This window comes from Phenylobacterium aquaticum (genome assembly GCF_022695515.1).
Taxonomy (GTDB): domain Bacteria; phylum Pseudomonadota; class Alphaproteobacteria; order Caulobacterales; family Caulobacteraceae; genus Phenylobacterium; species Phenylobacterium aquaticum.
Window position 1 is genome coordinate 1 of sequence record NZ_JALDPT010000058.1, and the last position, 18,722, is coordinate 18,722.

Genomic DNA, 18,722 nt, shown 5'->3' on the forward strand with positions numbered 1-18,722 from the left:
CGCGGGGGCGGCGGACGGGGGCGGCGGCGCAGCGAAGGAATAGCGCAGGCCCAGGTCACCGATTGGTCGCTGTACTTGCCCGACCAGCTGCCCGGCTGGAGAGCCGCAGTGCCGGTGGAGGCCAGGGTCATGTCCGCACCGCTCAGATAGCGGTAGGTCACGTCCACGTTCAGACGATCCGTGGCCTTCCAGGCCAGACCGCCGAGCAGTTGCCAGGCGAACGAGGTGTCGTCGTCGTTGACGGTCAGGTTCTGGATGCCGGGGTTGGCAGCCGAGATCGTGCCCGTCACGTTCGAGAACTGCCCGACGACCGAGTCGGCCTTCAGGTGGTTCACACCGACGCCGGCGCCGATGAACGGGTTGATCGCGGAGTCAGGCAGGATGTCATAGATGACATTGCCCATGACGGTCCACGAAGCCATGCTGCCCGAGGGCGCGCCGCAGTTCGGCGAAGCCGCCGTGCGGAGGACGCCGGGGGTGCAGAGGCCGATGATGGCTTGCGACGAGCTGCCGCGGAACGATTGGACGTCACCCGCGCGGTAGCCGCCTTCGAGTTCGACGCGCCAGTGATCGTTCAGCTGATAGCCGAGACGAGCGAAGCCGGCCCAGTCGTCCTTTTGGGTCAGATCCCAGTTATAGGGAGCGCCCGACGCCGAATTGTTCGACGAGGTCATCTCCGCGCCTTCCGGCGTGTGATAGCCCAGGTCAACGGCGCCGTACCAACCGGGTTCTTGCGCAGCAGCGCCGGACGCGGCGAACACCGCAGCCAGGGCGGCCCCTGCCAGAAGTTTGAATTTCATATTCAGAGCCCTCTCTTGCCCTGTGCTGCGGCCTAATGACCCAGCACCTCTCCACCATATAACAGGGTGGAAGCTGCGCGAAAGTGTCGCCAAGGCAACACTAACCGCCATTCTCCGCGACCCCGCGAGTTAGTCACATCGAAGCTACACAATAATCCCCGCTCCAGGCAACGCCCGGCGCAGGGATAATGGCGACCCGGACACTTCGGCGACACGTTTCGCGCGCGCCGAGGACCGGGATCATCCCTCTCAGGATGAGCGCTTCTGCAACAACCCGAAGTCCAAACGCCGAACCTTCACCTGGGTTCCCAGAAATCTTCGCTGTTTCGAGATTCGGCCTTACTGGGGTCACAGGACGCGTGTTTAGCGCACAGGACAATCGCCCTCGCCTCTGCGTGGAATTTCCGAAGCCCGCTAGAGCGCGTCAGGGCTAAGTGGAACCGGTTAGCCTGCCCGACGCGCTCTACACATATGAAGTAGAGCCTTTTTCCTCAGTTCAGATGAGTCCATCTGAACCGAAAAGGCTCTAGGCGCCGTTCTTGGCGGGCCGCCGATATCGCCGGGTCCGCCCGCCCAAGGCTTCCGGACGATTGAGCTCCTTGCGGATCTCGTCGCGCCGTTCGTGGATCGAGGCGATGATCAGCCCCATCGGCACCCCGATCTCCACCAGCACCGCCTCGGACAGCTGCAGGCTGGCCTCGACGGTCTCCGGCACGGCGTCGGTCGCGCCCAGCTCATAGAGCCGCGCGGCGTGACGGGCGTCCCGGGCGCGCGCGACGATGGTCAGGTCCGGGCGCATCTGGCGGGCGGTGGCGACAATGGCCTCGACCCCCTCAGGCGAATCCATGGTGACCACCAGGGCCGGCGCGGTCTCGAGCCCGCAGCGCTTGAGAAACTCCGGGCGCGAGGCGTCGCCATAATAGATGTGTTCGCCGGCGCGACGGCCGGCCTCGACCAGGCGCGGATCGCGCTCCGCCGCCACCCAGGGCGTCTCGTGCCGGCCGAGCATGTCTCCCACCAGCCGGCCGACCCGGCCATAGCCGACCACCAGCACCCGCGGCGACTGATCCTCGGCCCCCTCAGGCGCGGGTGTCAGGGTGTCGGCGGCGAGCTTTCGCCCGCCCAGCTTGAGCCCCAGGGCGGCGAGGCCCGGGATGCACATCATCGACAGGGTCGAGGAGACCAGCACGGTCTGGCCCAGCGAGCGGTCCAGCACCCCGTCGCCCATGGCCTGGGAGAGAATCACAAAGGCGAACTCGCCGCCCGCCGCCAGCAGCAGGGCCGATTCGATCGCCCCGCCCCCGGTCAGGCCGAACAGGCGGCCCAGCAGGAAGACGACGCTGAAGTTCAGGATCACCACGCCTAGGGCCACCCCGAGCACCAGCCAGGGCTGGGCGGCCAGCAGGGACAGGTCGAGCCCGATGCCCACGGACAGGAAGAACAGGCCCAGCAGCAGGCCCTTGAAGGGCTCGATGGTGACCTCGACCTCGTGCCGATACTCGGTCTCGGCCAGCAGCAGGCCGGCGATGAAGGCGCCCAGCGCCATGGACAGACCGGTGACGGCGCTGACCAACCCCGCGCCCAGCACCACCAGCAGGCAGGCGGCCATGAACAGCTCTTCGCTCTTGGCGCGCGCACGGATTTCAGCATGGGCCGCAGCAAGAGGCGGCCGAAGGCCACCAGGGCGATGATCCCGCCGACCGCCGGGGCGAGCGCCAGCAGCAGCTTCGGCGACAGGGTCTGCTCCCCGCCCCGGCCCAGCAGGGTCAAGGTGATCAGGATCGGCGCCACGGCCAGGTCCTGGAACAGCAGTACGGAGAAGGTCGCCCGCCCGGCCGGCGAATGCTGGCGCTTGGCCTCGGTCAGGATCGGCATGACCATGGCGGTGGAGGACAGGGCCAGCCCCGCGCCGATGGCGGCCGCGGCCGTCGGCGGCAGGCCCAGCATCATGGCGGCGCCGGCGATCACCGCGAGCGACAGACTGACCTGCAGGGCGCCCATGCCGAACACGAAGCGGCGCATCAGCCGCAAGCGCTCCCAGGACAGCTCCAGCCCGATCATGAACAGCAGGAACACCACCCCGAACTCGGCGAGCTGGGCGACCTCCTGCGGATTGTCGATGGTGAAATAGCCCAGCCAAGGCGCGACATGGGTCAGAGCGCCCAGGCCGAAGGGGCCCAGCACCACGCCGGCGCTGATGAACCCCAGGATCGGGCTGATCTTCCAGCGGCGGAACAGCGGCACGACGACGCCGGCGGTCGCCAGGAACAGCACGATGTCCTTATATTCGCCGGGCGAGACGTGACCTTCCATGCGGACTCCTCAAGGACGCGGGCGCACTATGCCCGCTAAGGCGGCCCTTGCGGAACCCGACTTCGCACGCCTAAGACGCCCGGCGGGCCCGACTGTTCCCTGCCGGCCGCCCCAGGAGCCCGCTTATGCGATCCGCCTTTGCCGTCGCCGCCGCGACCGTCGCCCTCGTCCTGTCCTCCGCCGCCCACGCCGCCCCCAAGGCGAGCGGGATCGAGGTCACCCAGGCCTGGAGCCGCCCGGCCGCCGCCGGGGCCAATGGCGCGGGCTTCATGACCCTGACCAATCGCGGCAAGGCCGCCGACACCCTGGTCTCCATCGAGACCAAGGCCGCGACCGAGGTGCAGATGCACCAGACCTCCATGGCCAACGGGATCATGTCGATGAAGCGCCTGGAGACCGGGCTCGCCCTGGCGCCGGGCCAGAGCGTGACCTTCGCGCCGGGCGGCTATCACCTGATGCTGATCGGCCTGACCAAGGCGTCCAAGGCTGGCGACAGGCTGCCCGCCACCCTGGTCTTCTCCAGCGGCGCGCGGATCAAGACCGAGTTCGTGGTGGGCTCCGGCCCAAAGGGCGCCCCGGCGATGACCATGCCGATGGACCACATGAACCACTAGCCGTCTCAGGCCCGGACCGCCTCGCGCCGTTGACTTGGCGGGGGCGCCTGCGGCTTATGCCCTCCATATTTTTTTGATTTTATGGAGGATGCCCGTGGAGGCTTGGAATTACGCCAACCTGTGGGAATCGGTCGCCGCGGCGACGCCGGACCGCCCCGCCCTGATCCATGGCGAACGCGTCATCAGCTGGCGGGATTTCGATCGCCGCGCCAATGCGCTGGCCGCCCATCTGGCGGGCGCCGGCCTGACCCGCCAGTCCAAGGTCGCCGCCTATCTCTATAATGGGCCGGAGTACCTGGAGACCTATTTCGCCGCCTTCAAGGCCGGCCTGGTCCCGTTCAACACCAACTACCGCTATGGCGACGACGAGCTGATCTATCTGTTCGACAACGCCGACGCCGAGGCCGTGGTGTTCAACTCAGCCTTCGCCGAGATGGCCGGCAAGGTTCGCGGCCGCCTGCCCAAGGTGAAGACCTGGATCTGCGTGGCCGAGGCCGGCCAGCCGGTTCCGGACTGGGCCGTGGACTATGAGACGATCGCCGCGCCGGGCGCGGATCGCTTCGAGGCCGCCTGGGGCCGCTCCGCCGACGATCTCTTGTTCATGTACACCGGCGGCACGACCGGCATGCCCAAGGGCGTGATGTGGCGCCAGGAGGATCTGTTCAAGGCGCTGGGCGGCGGCGCGAACCTGCTGCTGGGCCTCCCGCCCCTGGAGACCGTGGCCGAGGCGGGGCAGCGCGCCAAGGCCGCCGCGGCGACCAACCCCGATCCCGTGATCACCATTCCCGTCGCGCCGCTGATGCACGCCACCGGCCAGTTCATCTCCATGGGCAGCCTGGTCGCGGGCTCGGCCGTGGCCACCCTGGCCTCGCGCCGCTTCGATCCCGCGGCCCTGTTCGACGAGGTCGATCGCCTGAAGGCCTCCGGCCTGGTGATCGTCGGCCCCGCCTTCGCCGCGCCCATGCTGGAGACCCTTGAGGCCCATCCCGGCCGCTGGACCCTGCCGTCCCTGCGCCGGATCGTATCGTCGGGCGCCATGTGGGGGGCGGAGAACAAGCAGGGCCTCCTGAAGCATCTGCCGCACGTCATGCTGATCGACAGCCTGGGCTCGTCCGAGGCGCTCGGCCTGGCCGGCTCCACCTCGGGCGGCGGGGCCACGGTCGGCACCGCCAAGTTCCTGGCCGGCCCCAATGCGGCGGTGTTCACCGAGGACGGCCGCCGCGTCGAGGCGGGCTCCGGCGAGCGCGGCCTGGTGGCGGTCGGCGGCTACACCCCGGTCGGCTACTACAAGGACGAGGAGAAGTCGGCCAAGACCTTCCGCACCTTCGAAGGCCGCCGCTGGAGCGTGCCGGGCGACTGGGCGACGCTCGAGACCGACGGCTCCATCACCCTGCTCGGCCGCGGCTCCCAGGTCATCAATACGGGCGGCGAAAAGGTCTTCCCGGAAGAGATCGAGGAGGCCCTGAAGCGCTTCCCCGGCGTGCGCGACGCCGCGGTGGTGGGCGTGCCGGATCCCCGCTTCGGCGAGCGCATCTGCGCGGTCGTCGACTGCGCGCCCGGCGTGTCGCCCAGCCTCGCCGAACTGGCCGCCCACGTGAAGTCCCACCTGGCCGACTACAAGGCCCGCGGGAACTGGTCCTGGCCCCGGTGGGCCGCGCGCCCAACGGCAAGCTCGACTACAAGGCCATCCGCGCCAAGGCGTTGGAGGCCCTCGGGGTCGCCGCGACGTAACAAAAAAGTAACGTGGCAAGGGGCGCCGCGGCCGTCATGGTCGCGGCCCCCGCGTTTGGTTCAAAGGCCCGATAACACAATGAAATCCCACTGGCTCGCTGGGGCGTCCCTCGCCCTCGTGCTCGCGGCCGCGCCCGCGTTCGCCGCCGATTCCGCCTCTGATCTCGCCAAGGCGCCGCGGCGCGGGGACTGGGGTTTCGACCTGGCCGGCCGCGACCTCAGCGTCGCCCCTGGGCAGGACTTCTTCGACTACGCCAACGGGACCTATGTCCGGAACCTGGTGATCCCCTCGGACCGCACCAGCTACGGCTCGTTTGACGGCCTGCGCGAACTGTCGACCAACCGCATGCGCGCGGTGCTTGAGAAGGCCGCCGCCGACAAGGCCGCCACGGGCGACGAGGCCCGGATCGGCGCCCTCTATCGCAGTTTCATGGACGAAAACGCCGTCAACGCCCTCGGCGCCAAGCCGATGGCCAGCGAACTCGCCCTGATCCGCAAGGCCAAGACCCGCTCCGACATCGCCCGGATCATGGGCCAGCACCAGAGCGGCTTCGGCAGCTCGGTGTTCGGCGCCTTCGTCTATGACGACGCCAAGGACCCGCTCCGCTACACCGTCTATCTGGGACAGGGCGGCCTCGGCCTGCCGGACCGCGACTATTATCTGGAGGCCAAGTTCGCGCCCCAGAAGACCAAGTACGAGGCCTATATCGCCCAGATCCTGAAGCTCTCCGGCTGGGAACACCCGGAAGACCAGGCCAAGGCGATCGTGGCGCTCGAGACCGAGATCGCCCAGGTGTCCTGGACCAAGATCGAACAGCGCGACGACACCAAGACCTACAACCCCTACCCCACGGCCCAGCTCGCGACCCTGGCGCCCGGCTTCGACTGGACCGCCTTCCTGGCAGGCGCCGATCTGTCCGCCGCCAAGAAGGTGGTGGTCGCCGAGAACACCGCCTTCCCCAAGATCGCGGCGATCTACGCCAAGACCCCGATGGAGACGCTGAAGGCCTGGACCGCCTTCGGCCTGGCCGACCAGGCCGCCCCCTACCTGTCCAAGGACTTCGACGAGGCCCGCTTCGCGTTCCGCGACAAGGTCCTGGCCGGCCAGTTGGAGCCCAAGCCCCGCTGGAAGCGCGGCGTGGCCCTGGTCGACGGCTCGGTCGGCGAGGCGCTGGGCCGGCTCTATGTCCAGACCTATTTCCCCGCCGAGTCCAAGGCCCGGATGGAGGGGCTGGTCGGCGACATCCTGACGGCCATGAAGGGCCGCATCCAGCGCCTGACCTGGATGGGCGACGCCACCAAGGCCAAGGCCCTGGAGAAGCTGTCCAAGTTCAGCGTGATGATCGCCTATCCCGACACCTGGCGGGACTATTCGGCCCTGACCCTCAAGGACGGCGACCTCTATGGCGACGTGCAGCGGGCCAACCGCTTCGAGTGGGAACGCAACGTCAAGCGCATGAACGGTCCGGTCGACCGCAAGGAGTGGGGCATGACGCCCCCGACCGTGAACGCCTACTACTCGCCCACCAAGAACGGCATCGTCTTCCCGGCCGCCATTCTGCAGCCGCCCTTTTTCGATCCCGAAGGCGACATGGCGATCAATTACGGCGCCATTGGCGGGGTGATCGGCCATGAGATCACCCACGGCTTCGACGACCAGGGCCGCCACTTCGACGGCGACGGCCGTCTCGCCGAATGGTGGACGCCCGAGGACGCCGCCAAGTTCGAGGCCCAGGCCGCCAAGCTGGGCGCGCAGTACTCGGCGATCGAGATTCTGCCCGGCGCCCATATCCAGGGCGGTCTGACCATGGGCGAGAACATCGCCGACCTGGGCGGGCTGCTGCTGGCGCTCGACGCCTATCACGTCTCCCTGCATGGCCAGCCGGCGCCGGTGATCGACGGCCTGACCGGCGACCAGCGGGTGTTCCTGGGCTGGGCCCAGGTGTGGCGCGCCAAGCTGCGCGATGACCGCCAGCGCCAGCTGCTGGTCTCCGATCCCCACGCCCCAGTCCGCGCGCGGGTCGATGTGCCGACCCGCAATATCGACGCCTTCTACGACGCCTTCGGGGTCAAGCCGGGCGACGGCATGTATGTGGCCCCGGAGAACCGGGTCCGGATCTGGTAGCGAGTTCGAGGGGCGGCGCCGCAAGGCCCGCCCCTTCTGCTTCGACCTAGCGCGACGCCGCGATGGCCCGGGCCGCCCACAGCCCCGTGGCGAAGCAGGCCTGCAGCAGATAGCCGCCGGTCGGCGCCTCCCAGTCCAGCATCTCGCCGGCCGCCCAGACGTTCGCGCGGGCCCTCAGCATCAGGCCCTCGTCCAAGGCTTCGCGGGCGATCCCGCCGGCGCTGGAAATCGCCCGGTCGAGGGGACGGGCGGCGGTGACCCGGATCGGCACGGCCTTGACGGCCGCCGCCAGGCGCTCGGGCGCCAGGCCGGGGCCGTGGCCCTCCCGCACAAGATTGATCGCCGCGGGCGTGAGCTTGAGGGCCTTGCGCAGCAGCTCGGTGGTCGACAGGCCCTTGCGCGCCTGGGCCAGGCGGTCGGTGACGCCGCCTCGGGACAGATCGGGCCGCAGATCGATCTCCAGGGTCTGGGGACCGTCGGCGGCGATGGCTTCGCGCAGGGCGCCCGAGAGGGCGTAGACCGCCCCGCCTTCCAGGCCATAGGCGGCGATCATGGCGTCGCCGCGCGCGACCCGCCCGCGATGGCTGATCGCCACGGCCTTCAGCGGCTGGCCGGCGAAGCGGTCCTTAAAGATCGGGCTCCAGTCCACCTCGAACCCGCAATTGGACGGACGCAGGGGCGACAGGGCGACGCCCTGGTCGGCCAGCAGGCGCGTCCAGGCGCCGTCGGAGCCAAGCCGGGGCCAGCTCGCGCCGCCCAGGGCCAGCAGGGTGGCGTCCGGCCGCACCGTCACGTCTCCCTCCGGGCTCGAAAAGCTCAGCGCGCCCTCGGGGGTCCAGCCCGTCCACTCGGCGCGGGTGCGGATCTCGACGCCCAGTTCTGCGAGCCGCGTGAGCCAGGCGCGCAGCAGGGGCGAGGCCTTCATGGCTTTCGGGAACACCCGGCCGCTCGGTCCCACAAAGGTCGGCTGGCCGAGGCCTTCCGCCCAGGCGATCAGGTCGGCGGCGCTGAACGCCTGCAGCAGGGGGGCGAGCCAGGATTCGGCGGCGCCATAGCGGGCCAGGAACGGGGCGACAGGTTCGGAGTGGGTGAGGTTCAGACCGCCGCGACCGGCCATCAGGAACTTGCGCCCGACGCTCGGCATGCGGTCGTAGACGGTCACCCGCCAGCCGGCGCGGGCCAGATGCTCGGCGGCGAACAGGCCTGCGGGGCCGGCGCCGATGACGGCGATTTGGGGCTGGTCGGTCATGCAAGGGTCTGTCGCTGCGCGGAGCGCCCTCTAGCACGGGGCGGCGGGGCGAGCGTCAGGGGAATATTTTTGACTCATGAGTCAAAATTAGCTGCGGGCAAAAATTTGGCCCGTTGCGGGGGATAATCGCAACGGGCCTTATTTTGAGCTGTCGCTCTTATTAAGCGGGCGTTTCCTCCCCGAAACGCCGGAGACTGCAGGACTTAGTAGCCGTCATGTCTCTCGCAGGACTGAGAAAACGGCAATTTCCGGTTCGAGTCAATGCACCCATTTCGACCATTCGGCTGAAAATGGATCAGATTTTCGCGATCAGCCGGATTTACGTCTCTCAGGGGAATATTTTTGACGTTTACGTCAAATTTTCCCCAGTCTCGTGCGCAGGGCGTCGAAGGGGGCGCAGCGGGTGTCGAACACGAAGTCCGGCCGGGAGGCCGTCACCGGCCCTCGACCCGCCGCCGTCAGCACGCCGGCGGCCCGGGCGACCATGTCCACCGGTGTCAGCAGCCCATTGGGCCGCGGAACCGCGCCGGCCGACACCAAGGTCTCCACCAGGGCGTCGTCATCGTCCTGAGCCGGCCACACCAGGGTGGCGCTGTCATGGGCCGTGGCGCGGGCCTCGATGACCCGCAACAGCCCCTCGGCGGCCGCCAGCTGGGCGTCCGACCAGTCCGCGCGAAGGGCGGCGGTCAGCTGGGCCTGGCTCTTCAAAATAATTCCATCGGAGAGGATCTTCAGGCCGTTGGCGACCAGAGTCGCGCCGGTGGTGGTGATGTCGACGATCAGTTCGGCCGCCCCGGCCGCCGGCGCCCCCTCGGTCGCCCCGCCCGATTCGGCGATGCGATAGTCGGCGATGCCGTGGCGGGCGAAGAAGGCGCGGGTCTGGACCAGATACTTGGTCGCCACCCGCATCCGCCGCCCGTTGCGGGCCAGGAGGTCGTGGGCGACCTCCTCCAGGTCGGCCATGGTGTCCACGTCGATCCAGCTCTTCGGCACGGCGACCACCAGGTCGGCGCGGCCGAAGCCCAGGGGCCGCAGCAGCAGGGCCCGGTCCTCCAGCGCTCCGGCGCGTTCGCGCAGCAGGTCCTCGCCGGTGATCCCCAGATGGACCTCGCCCGCGTCGATCGCCTCGGCGATGTCGCCGGCCGAGAGCAGGCGCACCTGCACGCCGCTGACCCCCTTCAGCTCGGCCATATAGCCGCGGGCGCCGCCGGCGATGGAAAGCTTCAGGCCGCAGTCGGCCAGCCACTCTTCGACCTGTTCCTTGAGCCGCCCCTTGGAGGGGACGGCGATGATCAGGGGTTCGCTCATCGGGCGTCCTCCGCCAGGGCCCACAGGGGACGAAGGGTGCAGCCGACGGCCTGGGCCTCGGCCGGACCGCCCAGCCGGGTGGGCAGGCCGTCATAGCGACCGCCGACCGCGATCGGCCGGTCGGGCCCCAGGCCCTGGGCGCGGATCTCGAAGGTCAGGCCGTCATAATAGTCGAAGGCGTGGCCAAGGGCCGTGGCGAACCGGGCGTGGGCGATCGGCACGCCGGCTTCCGACAGGTGCGACAGGCGCTGGGTCCAGATCCTCAGGGCCTGCTTCAAGGCCTTGGACTTCGGACCCGCCAGGGCGGCGACGGCGGCCAGCGCATCGGCAGGCTCAGCCTCGATGGCCAGGAACCGGCGCAGGGCCTCGGCCTGGTCGAGGGTGAGCGCCGGCGCCCGCTGGGCCTCGGCGCGGCGCACCAGGCGCTGGGCGATCTCGGCGGGGCCGCGGCCGCCGACCGGCTCGACCCCGGCCAGAGACCAGACCTCTTCCAGCATGCGGCCGGCCTCGGCGGGGCTGAGCGCCGCCAGCACGCCCGCCAGGCCGCCCGGATCGGAGGCCTCGGCTGCGGGCTGTCCGGCGCGGGCCAGCTCGGCCTGCAGCAGGCGCGGGCGGGCGGCGGCGCGCTTCAATCGGGCCGTGAGGCTGGGGCTCAGGTCCAGCCCGTCCACGAAGGCGGCGAACAGGGCCACGTCGCCCAGCCAGAGCGACAAGTCCTTGCGGCCCCCGGCCTCGACGGCGCGCCAGGCGATGGCGACGATCTCGGCGTCCGCGGCCGGGGCGGCGGCGTCGCCGGAGTCGAACCGCTCCAGCCCGATCTGCAGGAATTCCTCCGGCAGATCGGCGCTGTCGGGCGCGGCGCGGAACACCTTGCCCTCATAGAGATAGCGCCCCGAGGCCGCGCCGCGGTCGAGGTGCAGCCGCGCCACCGGCACGGTGAAGTCGGGCCGCAGGCAGGTCTCGGCCCCGCCCTCGGCCTGGACCACGAACAGCCGGGCGCGAAGCGCCTCGCCCGCCAGGTCGAGCAGCAGGCCCAGCGGCTGCAGCAGCGGGGCGTCGACCGCCTCGGCCCCCGCCGCCAGGAACGGCGCGCGGATCGCGGCCAGCTTTTCAGGAGGAACGGCGGGCTCGGCGCGCATGGCGGGTCAGGCCTCCAGGATCCGGCGCAGAGCGGTGATCAGCTCGCCCCGCGGAATGGTCTGCTGCCCGGGACGCTCCGTGCGCCAGGCGGCGTTGTCGGTGACGCCGGCCGACAAGGCGCGGCCCAGATCCAGATCCTTCACCGTCACCGTCCCCGCCGCGATCTCGTCGCCGCCCAGAATGACAGCGGCCGGTGACATTCGTCTGTCGGCGTACTTCATCTGGGCCTTCATGCCCGAGCCGCCCAGATAGACCTCGGCGGCGATGCCGGCGGCGCGCAGTTCGCCGACCAGCTGGAAATAGGCGCCCATGTCGTCCTGGCTGAAGGCGATGACCACCACCGGGCCACGCGACGCGCCGCCCAGATCGCGGCCGGCCGCACGCAGGGCCGAGGCCAGGCGCGAGACCCCGAAGGAAAAGCCGGTGGCCGGGGTGCGCTCGCCGGTGAAGCGGGCCACCAGGTCGTCATAGCGGCCGCCGCCCCCGACCGAGCCGAACCGCACGGGCTCGCCCTTGTCGTCGGTGGTCTCGAGCAGCAGTTCGGCCTCGAAGACCGCGCCGGTGTAGTATTCCAGGCCGCGCACGACGGAGGGATCGAAGATCGCCTGGTCGGCGCCGACGCCCAGGCCGGTCAGGGCGCGTTCGATGCGCGACAGCTCCTCCAAGCCCTCGTCGCCTTCCGCCGAGCCGCCGATTACCCGGGCGATGGCGTCCAGCGTCTCGCTGCGGCTGCCGGCGACGCCGGCGGCGGTGAAGGCCAGCACGGCCTGGGCCGACTTGGCGTCCAGGCCCGCGCCCTTGGTGAAGGCGCCGCTCTCATCCTTGCGGCCCTCGCCCAGCAGCAGGCGCACCCCGTCGGGGCCCAGGCGGTCGAGCTTATCGACGGCGCGCAGCACAGCGAGCTTCTGGCCCTCGGTCGTGACCCCGGCCGTGGCGAGCAGGCCGTTCAGCAGCTTGCGATTGTTGATCTTGATGACATAGGCGCCGGTCGGCAGGCCGGCGGCCCCCAGGCCTTCGGCGGCCATGGCGATGATCTCGGCGTCGGCCTCGGGGCGGGCTGAGCCCACCGTGTCGGCGTCGCACTGGACGAATTCGCGGTAGCGGCCAGGACCCGGCTTCTCGTTGCGCCAGACCGGCCCGAAGGCGTAGCGGCGGAACGGCTTGGGCAGGGTCTCCCAGTGCTGGGCGACGAAGCGGGCGAGCGGCGCGGTCAGGTCATAGCGCAGCGCCATCCACTGCTCGTCGTCGTCCTGCAGAGCGAACACCCCCTCATTGGGGCGGTCGGCGTCGGGCAGGAACTTGCCCAGGGCGTCGGCGTACTCGAAGGCCCCGGTGTCCAGGGCCTCGAAGCCATAGCGCTCATAGACGGCGGAGACCCGGGTCAGGATCTCGCGCTCGGCGGCGAGATCGCGGGCGCGGCGGTCGATGAAGCCGCGCGGCGCGCGGGCTTCGGGGCGTTGGGATGCGTCGGACATGGCGGAGCGCTTAAGGCTTGGCGGCGCGCGCGGCAAGGCGCGGGGCGGGTTTGCGGTCGGTCTGGAAGCTCATCGTCGTCGTCCCTTCAAGGGTGGGTCTCGACGGATGGGGCGGCTGACTGAAGCGAGCCCCATCCGCTTTCGCGGGGCTCGCGTCGGGTTCGGGCTTAAGCCGAACGACCCCGACCGATCCCGCGCAGGCAGGTCGGATGGTGGTGGCCGTGATGGTGGGCGAACCGGGTCATGCGGCGATCCCCATAGACCAGCGACGGGCGAAAGGCGAGTCGCCGGCTCAGATGCGAATTGATCGCAAGGGACTGGACTCTTTCGAAGTGTGTATCTAGATATATCTCATGCAAGATATATCTAGATCATACGAAATGAGGTCCTCCATGCCGAGCCCCTTCCCTGGCCGCCCCAATCGCCCGCCCCTGCCGGTCCGCACCCTGACGCTGGCGGACACTCAAAGCCTCACCCCCCACGCGCGCCGCCTGACCTTCACCGGCGAGGGTCTTTCGACTCTCGCCTACCAGCCGGGGCAGGACCTCGTGCTGCTGCTGCCGCTCGCCGACGGGACGGTGGGCCGGCGCCACTACACGATCCGGTCCCTGGATCGGGCGACGGGCCGTCTGGCGATCGACTTCGTGATCCATGGTCATGGCGGCCCCGGCGAGCATTTCGCCCTCACCGCCCGGCCCGGCGACACGGTCGAGGCCGCGGGCCCGCGCGGCCGCACCGTGGTCAATCTCCAGGCCGACTGGCACCTGTTCGTCGCCGACGAGACCGGCCTGCCCGGCGTGCTGGCCATGCTTGAGTCCCTGCCCGAACAGGTGCGCGCGTTCGCGATGATCGAGGTCGAGGACAAGGACGACCGCCAGTTGCTCGACGCCTATTGCGATCTGGACCTGGACTGGCTGGTGCGCGGCGGCCCCGCCCTGCCGGCCAGCCTGGGCCTGATCGAGCGGGTCGCCCTGTTCGCGCCCCGGCCGGGCCGCGGCCACGCCTATCTGATGACCGAGACCAGCACGGTCCAGACGATCCGCCGCGGCCTGCTGGCCCGCGGCTTCGCCAAGGACCAGATCAGCGCCGAGGGCTATTGGCGGCCGGGCCGCCAGGGCGGCCACGACCACATCATGGACGAGGCGGACCTTGCGGCCCGCATGGCGGCCCGGGCTTAGCCGACCGGCAGGCTCGGGGACTTGTAATCCATGTCCTTGAGCGCCGGGCTGGCGTCGGCGGCGTCGAAGGCGGCCATCAGGCCGGCGAAGCGACCCTGGACCAGGGGACGCATGTCCGGGTGGGTCAGGATGTAGCGCTCCTTGGCGATCACGCCCTCGAGCACGCGGCGGCCGACCCGTTCAGGATCGATGCCGCTATCGACCAGATTGCCGGCCACCACTTCCGTCACCGCCGGTCCGCCGAACTGGGCCTGGCGGGTGCGGCTGGACTGGTTGATCTTGGTGCGGACGAAGCCCGGGCACAGCACGGCGACATGGATGTTTTCCGGCGCCAGCTGGGCGAACCAGCCTTCCGACATGCCGACTACGGCGTACTTGCTGGCGGTGTAGGGCTCCATGCCCGGCGCCGAGATCAGGCCGGCCATGGAGGCGGTGTTGACGTAGCAGCCGCCCTCCCCGTGGCTGCGGATCAGGGGCAGGAAGGTCTCCATGCCATAGACCACGCCCATCAGGTTCACGGCCATGACCCAGTCCCAGTCGGCCGGCTTGACCTGATCGATCGGCCCGCCGGCGCCGACGCCCGCGTTGTTGCAGACCACATGCACCTTGCCGAAGGTCGCGATCGTCTCGGCGGCCGCGGCCTCGACCGTCTTGCGGTCCGCCACGTCGCAGATGACGCCTGCGGCCTTGATCTGGCGGGCTTCCAGATCGGCGATGGCGGCGTCCAGCGGCGCGCGCTCGATATCGGCCAGCATGACCTGCATGCCTGCCTCGCCGAAGGCGTGGGCCATGGCCAGGCCCAGGCCGCTGGCCCCGCCGGTGATGAAGGCGGTCTTGCCTTTGAGGTCCTGCATGGGGGTCCTTAGTCTTTCAGAAGGCCGATCAGGGCGGCGGTGGACGGATCGTGGGGATTGAGCGCCTGGCCCTCAAGCTCGGGCAGGATGCGGGCGGCAAGCGTCTTGCCCAGCTCCACCCCCCACTGGTCGAAGCTGTTGATCCCCCAGAGCACGCCCTCGACGAACACCTTGTGCTCGTAGAGCGCGATGAGGGCGCCGAGATACTCCGGCGTCAGGCGGTCCATCAGGATGAAGCTGGAGGGCCGGTCGCCCGGGAAGGTCCGCTGCGGGACCAGGGCCGCGATCTGGGCGGCGGGCGCGCCCTTGGCCTCAAGCTCGGCGCGGACATCGTCCGCCGAGCGGCCCACCAGCAAGGCCTCGGCCTGGGCGATGACATTGGCCAGCAGCTTGGTCTGGGAGGCGGGCTCTCCCTCGCCCGCCTTGGCGACGGCGATGAAGTCCACCGGGACCACATCGGTGCCCTGGTGCAGCTGCTGGAAGAAGGCGTGCTGGCCATTGGTGCCGGCGTCGCCGAACACGGCCGCCGCCGAGCTGCGGCTCAGGGGCGCCCCGGTCTGGCTGACCCGTTTGCCGTTCGATTCCATTTCCAGCTGCTGCAGGAAATTGGCGAACAGACGCAGCCGCTGGGCGTAGGGAATGACCGCCCGCAGGGGCCGGTCCAGGCCGTTGCGGTTGAAGACGTGGGCCAGGGCCAGCATCACCGGGGCGTTGCGGCTAAGCGGCGCCTCCAGGAAATGGGCGTCCATGGCCGCGGCCCCGGCCAGCAGGGCCTCGAACACTTCGAAGCCCAGGGCCACCGCGCAAGACAGGCCGACGGCCGACCAGATCGAATAGCGGCCGCCCACCCAGTCCCAGAAGGCGAAGACCTGGTCGGCGGGGACCCCGAAGGCCTGGGCGACGGCGGGCGCGGCGGAGACCGCCACCAGATGCGAATCGGCGGAAGGGCCCAGGGCGGCGCGCAGCCAGGCGCGGGCGACCTCGGCGTTGGCCAGGGTCTCCTGGGTGGTGAAGGTCTTGGAGACCACGACCACCAGGGTCTCGGCGGGGTCGAGGCCGGCCAGGGCCAGGGCCACCTCGGCCGGATCGACATTGGCCGCGAACCGCAACTCGATCGGGGGCTCGAGCGGGCGCAGGGCCTCCCAGATCAGGCGGGGGCCGAGGTCGGACCCACCGATGCCGATATGGACGATGGCGCGGAAGGGTTGGCCGCTGGCGCCGCGGATCTCGCCGGCGCGGACGGCGCCGGCGAAGCGACGGATCTGGTCGCGGGTCGCCTCGACCTCGGCGGAAACCGGGACGCCCTTGGCCTTGAACGCCGCGCCCTTCGGCGCGCGCAGGGCCATGTGCAGGGCGGCGCGATCCTCGGATGCGTTGACCGCCTCGCCGGCGAACAGTCGGGCGCGGGCGCCCTCAAGATCGGCGGCGCGGGCCAGGTCGAGGGCGACGCCCAGATCCGCCTCCGTCCAGGGCTGCTTCGACAGGTCGAGGCGCAGGCCGCAGGCCTCGACCACCAGGGCATCGAGACGTCCGGGCTCGGCGACGAACAGGTCCACGATCCGGCGGTCGCGGGCGGCGGCGCCGGCGACGTCGAAGCGGGTCCAGGCGGCGTCGAGGTCGGTCGTCATGCGGGCTCCGGCGGCGGGTGGTAGGACGGCGTTTACCATGTTGCAGGTAGCAGATCGGACAACGTCCTGTCTTGGACGGCCAGAGCTTTCGCGAGGGTTTCCCCCATGTCCTGTGACGCCGCCGCCTCCGTCGCCTTCTTCTGGCTCGCCGCGACCGGCCCCATGGCGCCCGGCCCCGGCCCGGCCATGTCCCCGCCGCCTTCGGTGGCGAGCGAGCCGCTGTTCGTCGACATCGTGGCGCGGGCCAAGACCCTGAAGGCCCAGGTCGACGCCTTCCGCGGCACCGACAAGCCGATCACGCCGGCCTTCCACGCGGCGGTCTCCGCCCTGTCGGACCTGGACATGAAGGGCCACCTGCTGCTGGCCCAGCGCGGCACGGACGGCGACCTGAAGTGCATCCTGCGCGGCATCTCCCAGGACCTGCCGCTCAAGCTCGCCGCCGTCGACGCCGCGGCCGCCGACCGCAAGGCCCGCGACACGGCGCTGCGCGACATGTCCTACCTGCTGAACGACAATGTCGAGGTCATCACCGCCCCGCCCGCCCCGCCGGCCTGACCCTGGCGGCCCCGCGTCCCGGCGCCTAGATCAGTTGGGGAGGGGGCGGCCGAACGCGCCCCCGGCGACCTGGGGGAGGCTCAATTGATCGGCTATGTCATGCTCGGCTCCAACGATCTGGACCGCGCGCGCACCTTCTATGACCCGCTGCTCGCCCATCTGGGCATGGCGGCCAACGGCTACACCTCGGAGTCCCGGGTCTGGTACTCGGCCGGACCGAGCCCGCCGATGCTGGTGATCACCAAGACCTGGGACGGGGCGCCTGCGAGCGTCGGCAATGGATCGATGCTGGCCCTAGGCGCCCCGACCCGCGCGCTTGTCGATCAGATTCACGCTCAGGCCCTAGCCCTGGGCGGCGCCGACGAGGGCGCGCCCGGAATCCGCGGCGACGATCCGGACGGCTTCTACGGAGCCTATTTCCGCGATCTCGACGGCAACAAGCTGTGCGTGTTCCGGGCGGGGCCCGCCTAGGACTTCGCCGCCTTCTCCACCGCCGCCGTGAGGATGGCGGGGGTCAGGAGCTGGGGCAGGATCTCGGGCTCGCCGCCCTTGGCGCCATAGACCAGATAGAGCGGCACGCCGGCCCGGCCATGCTTGGCCAGCTCCGCCTCGATCACCGCGTCCTTCCGCGTCCAGTCACCCTTCAGATAGACGGCGCCCGAGCGCTTGAACGCCTCGGCCGCCTGGGGCGTGGAGAAGGCGACCTTTTCATTGACCTGGCAGGTCACGCACCAAGCGGCGGTGAAGTTCACGAACACCGGCTTGCCGGCGGCCTGGGCGGCGGCGACCTTTTCAGGGCTCCAGGCTTCGTAAGGGATTGCGGCCGTGGCGTCCGAGCCGGCGGCGGAGCCCTCGGCCGGGGCCTGGGCGTAGCTCGGCCAGACACAGGCCAGGAAGGCCAGGATCGCCAGCACGGCCCCGGTCAGGGCGTGGCCCAGCGGTTGACGCCCTGCGGCCTGGCGGCGCTGGGCGATGCCGAGCGTCCAGGCGCCGAGCGCCAGCACCACGGCGGCGGCGAACACCCGGGCCAGAGCCGAGGATCCGGCCTGGACCGTCAGCACCCAGGCGAGCCAGGCGGCGGCGCCATACATCGGGAAGCTCATCAGCCGGCGGAACCCCTCCATCCAGCCGCCCGGCTTGGGCAGGCGCGACAGCAGGGCCGGGGCGAAGGCCGCCAGGGTGAAGGGCGCGGCGAAGCCGAGGCCCAGGCCCGCGAACACCGCCAGGGCGGACAGCGCGTCCTGGGTCAGGGCCCAGCCGAGCGCCGGGGCCATGAAGGGCGCGGTGCAGGGGGCGGCGACCACGACGGCGAGGGCGCCGGTGAAGAAGGCGCCGGCCAGGCCGCCCTTCGACGCGATGTCCTGGCCCACGCCCTGCAGCGAGGATCCGACCTCGAACAGGCCTGACAGGTTCAGGGCCACGGCCAGCATCAGCAGGCTGAGCACCGCCACCACCGGCGGCGACTGCAGCTGGAAGCCCCAGCCCACGGCGGCGCCTCCGGCGCGCACGGCGATCAGCAGTCCGGCGAGGCCCAGGAAGGTCGCCAGCACGCCGGCCAGGAAGGCCAGGCCCTGACGGCGCGCGGCGGCGTGCTCATGGGCGTGACCTGCGAGCGAGGCCGCCTTCATGGCCAGGATCGGGAAGACGCAGGGCATCAGGTTGAGGATCAGCCCGCCCAGGAAGGCGAAGGCCACGGCGGCGGCGAGGCCGAGGCCCGGGCCGGCCGGCGCGGCGGCCTTGGCCGGGGGCGGG

Annotated in this window: 13 protein-coding genes and 3 pseudogenes; 5 read left to right on the plus strand and 11 right to left on the minus strand. The window is 70.4% G+C overall.

Going from position 1 to position 18,722, the window contains the following annotated elements:
- The 4 genes and pseudogenes from MQH10_RS24730 to MQH10_RS27190 all read right to left on the minus strand — a co-directional run.
- Nucleotides 1-800 (minus strand): outer membrane protein (locus MQH10_RS24730; RefSeq protein ID WP_242566639.1); only part of this gene is annotated, 800 nt, incomplete at its 3' end.
- A gap of 526 nt (nt 801-1,326) precedes the next feature.
- A pseudogene (locus MQH10_RS27180) lies at nt 1,327-1,854 on the minus strand (NAD-binding protein); the annotation flags it as partial.
- A 153-nt stretch (nt 1,855-2,007) separates the two neighbouring features.
- Nucleotides 2,008-2,409, minus strand: a pseudogene (locus MQH10_RS27185) (cation:proton antiporter domain-containing protein); the annotation flags it as partial.
- Between the two features lie 110 nt (nt 2,410-2,519).
- Nucleotides 2,520-3,113: pseudogene (locus tag MQH10_RS27190) on the minus strand (cation:proton antiporter domain-containing protein); the annotation flags it as partial.
- A 125-nt stretch (nt 3,114-3,238) separates the two neighbouring features.
- On the opposite strand from MQH10_RS27190, the gene MQH10_RS24745 reads away from it, so the two are divergent.
- Nucleotides 3,239-3,727: a copper chaperone PCu(A)C gene (locus tag MQH10_RS24745; protein ID WP_242566640.1), complete on the plus strand. Its 489-nt coding sequence runs from the start codon at nt 3,239-3,241 to the stop codon at nt 3,725-3,727.
- A gap of 94 nt (nt 3,728-3,821) precedes the next feature.
- Nucleotides 3,822-7,583, plus strand: a complete 3,762-nt coding sequence (locus tag MQH10_RS26985; RefSeq protein ID WP_336605228.1) for a M13-type metalloendopeptidase — start codon at nt 3,822-3,824, stop codon at nt 7,581-7,583.
- A gap of 46 nt (nt 7,584-7,629) precedes the next feature.
- Here the strand turns inward: MQH10_RS26985 and MQH10_RS24760 are convergent, their stop codons facing one another.
- The 4 genes from MQH10_RS24760 to hisS form a co-directional block, all read right to left on the minus strand.
- The gene (locus MQH10_RS24760; RefSeq protein ID WP_242566641.1) at nt 7,630-8,832 is read right to left on the minus strand and encodes a BaiN/RdsA family NAD(P)/FAD-dependent oxidoreductase; all 1,203 of its coding nucleotides are present in this window, start codon (nt 8,830-8,832) and stop codon (nt 7,630-7,632) included.
- A gap of 354 nt (nt 8,833-9,186) precedes the next feature.
- Complete coding sequence (hisG, locus tag MQH10_RS24765) at nt 9,187-10,140, minus strand: ATP phosphoribosyltransferase (protein WP_242566642.1); 954 nt, start codon at nt 10,138-10,140, stop codon at nt 9,187-9,189.
- Entirely contained in the window at nt 10,137-11,279 is a 1,143-nt protein-coding gene (locus tag MQH10_RS24770) for an ATP phosphoribosyltransferase regulatory subunit (RefSeq protein WP_242566643.1), read from the minus strand. Before MQH10_RS24770 ends, hisG begins: the two co-directional genes overlap by 4 nt.
- Before the next feature lie 6 nt (nt 11,280-11,285).
- Nucleotides 11,286-12,755, minus strand: coding sequence for a histidine--tRNA ligase (gene hisS / locus MQH10_RS24775; protein WP_242566644.1), 1,470 nt, complete (start codon nt 12,753-12,755; stop codon nt 11,286-11,288).
- A 392-nt stretch (nt 12,756-13,147) separates the two neighbouring features.
- On the opposite strand from hisS, the gene MQH10_RS24780 reads away from it, so the two are divergent.
- Nucleotides 13,148-13,933 (plus strand): siderophore-interacting protein, encoded by a 786-nt coding sequence (locus MQH10_RS24780; protein ID WP_242566645.1) that lies wholly within the window; start codon nt 13,148-13,150, stop codon nt 13,931-13,933.
- Here the strand turns inward: MQH10_RS24780 and MQH10_RS24785 are convergent.
- Nucleotides 13,930-14,787: an SDR family NAD(P)-dependent oxidoreductase gene (locus MQH10_RS24785; protein WP_242566646.1), complete on the minus strand. Its 858-nt coding sequence runs from the start codon at nt 14,785-14,787 to the stop codon at nt 13,930-13,932. The genes MQH10_RS24780 and MQH10_RS24785 overlap by 4 nt on opposite strands.
- A gap of 8 nt (nt 14,788-14,795) precedes the next feature.
- On the minus strand, nt 14,796-16,415 hold the full coding sequence (gene pgi, locus MQH10_RS24790) for a glucose-6-phosphate isomerase (RefSeq protein ID WP_242566647.1): 1,620 nt from the start codon (nt 16,413-16,415) through the stop codon (nt 14,796-14,798).
- A 105-nt stretch (nt 16,416-16,520) separates the two neighbouring features.
- Here pgi and MQH10_RS24795 point away from each other — a divergent pair, with 105 nt between their 5' ends.
- Together MQH10_RS24795 and MQH10_RS24800 are read left to right on the plus strand one after the other, a co-directional pair.
- Nucleotides 16,521-16,970, plus strand: coding sequence for a hypothetical protein (locus MQH10_RS24795; protein ID WP_242566648.1), 450 nt, complete (start codon nt 16,521-16,523; stop codon nt 16,968-16,970).
- 84 nt (nt 16,971-17,054) lie between these two features.
- Entirely contained in the window at nt 17,055-17,441 is a 387-nt protein-coding gene (locus MQH10_RS24800; RefSeq protein WP_242566649.1) for a VOC family protein, read from the plus strand.
- Here the strand turns inward: MQH10_RS24800 and MQH10_RS24805 are convergent.
- A partial coding sequence (locus MQH10_RS24805) for a protein-disulfide reductase DsbD family protein (RefSeq protein WP_242566650.1) occupies nt 17,438-18,722 on the minus strand: 1,285 nt, incomplete at its 5' end. The two genes, MQH10_RS24800 and MQH10_RS24805, sit on opposite strands and share 4 nt — an antisense overlap.

Excerpts from the sequence above, each read along its gene's own strand:
- MQH10_RS24770 (WP_242566643.1), bottom strand. The coding sequence starts at position 11,279 with ATGCGCGCCGAGCCCGCCGTTCCTCCTGAAAAGCTGGCCGCGATCCGC.
- MQH10_RS24780 (WP_242566645.1), top strand. The coding sequence starts at position 13,148 with ATGCCGAGCCCCTTCCCTGGCCGCCCCAATCGCCCGCCCCTGCCGGTC.
- MQH10_RS24785 (WP_242566646.1), bottom strand. The coding sequence starts at position 14,787 with ATGCAGGACCTCAAAGGCAAGACCGCCTTCATCACCGGCGGGGCCAGC.
- MQH10_RS24745 (WP_242566640.1), top strand. The coding sequence starts at position 3,239 with ATGCGATCCGCCTTTGCCGTCGCCGCCGCGACCGTCGCCCTCGTCCTG.
- hisS (WP_242566644.1), bottom strand. The coding sequence starts at position 12,755 with ATGTCCGACGCATCCCAACGCCCCGAAGCCCGCGCGCCGCGCGGCTTC.
- MQH10_RS24795 (WP_242566648.1), top strand. The coding sequence starts at position 16,521 with ATGTCCTGTGACGCCGCCGCCTCCGTCGCCTTCTTCTGGCTCGCCGCG.
- MQH10_RS24760 (WP_242566641.1), bottom strand. The coding sequence starts at position 8,832 with ATGACCGACCAGCCCCAAATCGCCGTCATCGGCGCCGGCCCCGCAGGC.
- hisG (WP_242566642.1), bottom strand. The coding sequence starts at position 10,140 with ATGAGCGAACCCCTGATCATCGCCGTCCCCTCCAAGGGGCGGCTCAAG.
- pgi (WP_242566647.1), bottom strand. The coding sequence starts at position 16,415 with ATGACGACCGACCTCGACGCCGCCTGGACCCGCTTCGACGTCGCCGGC.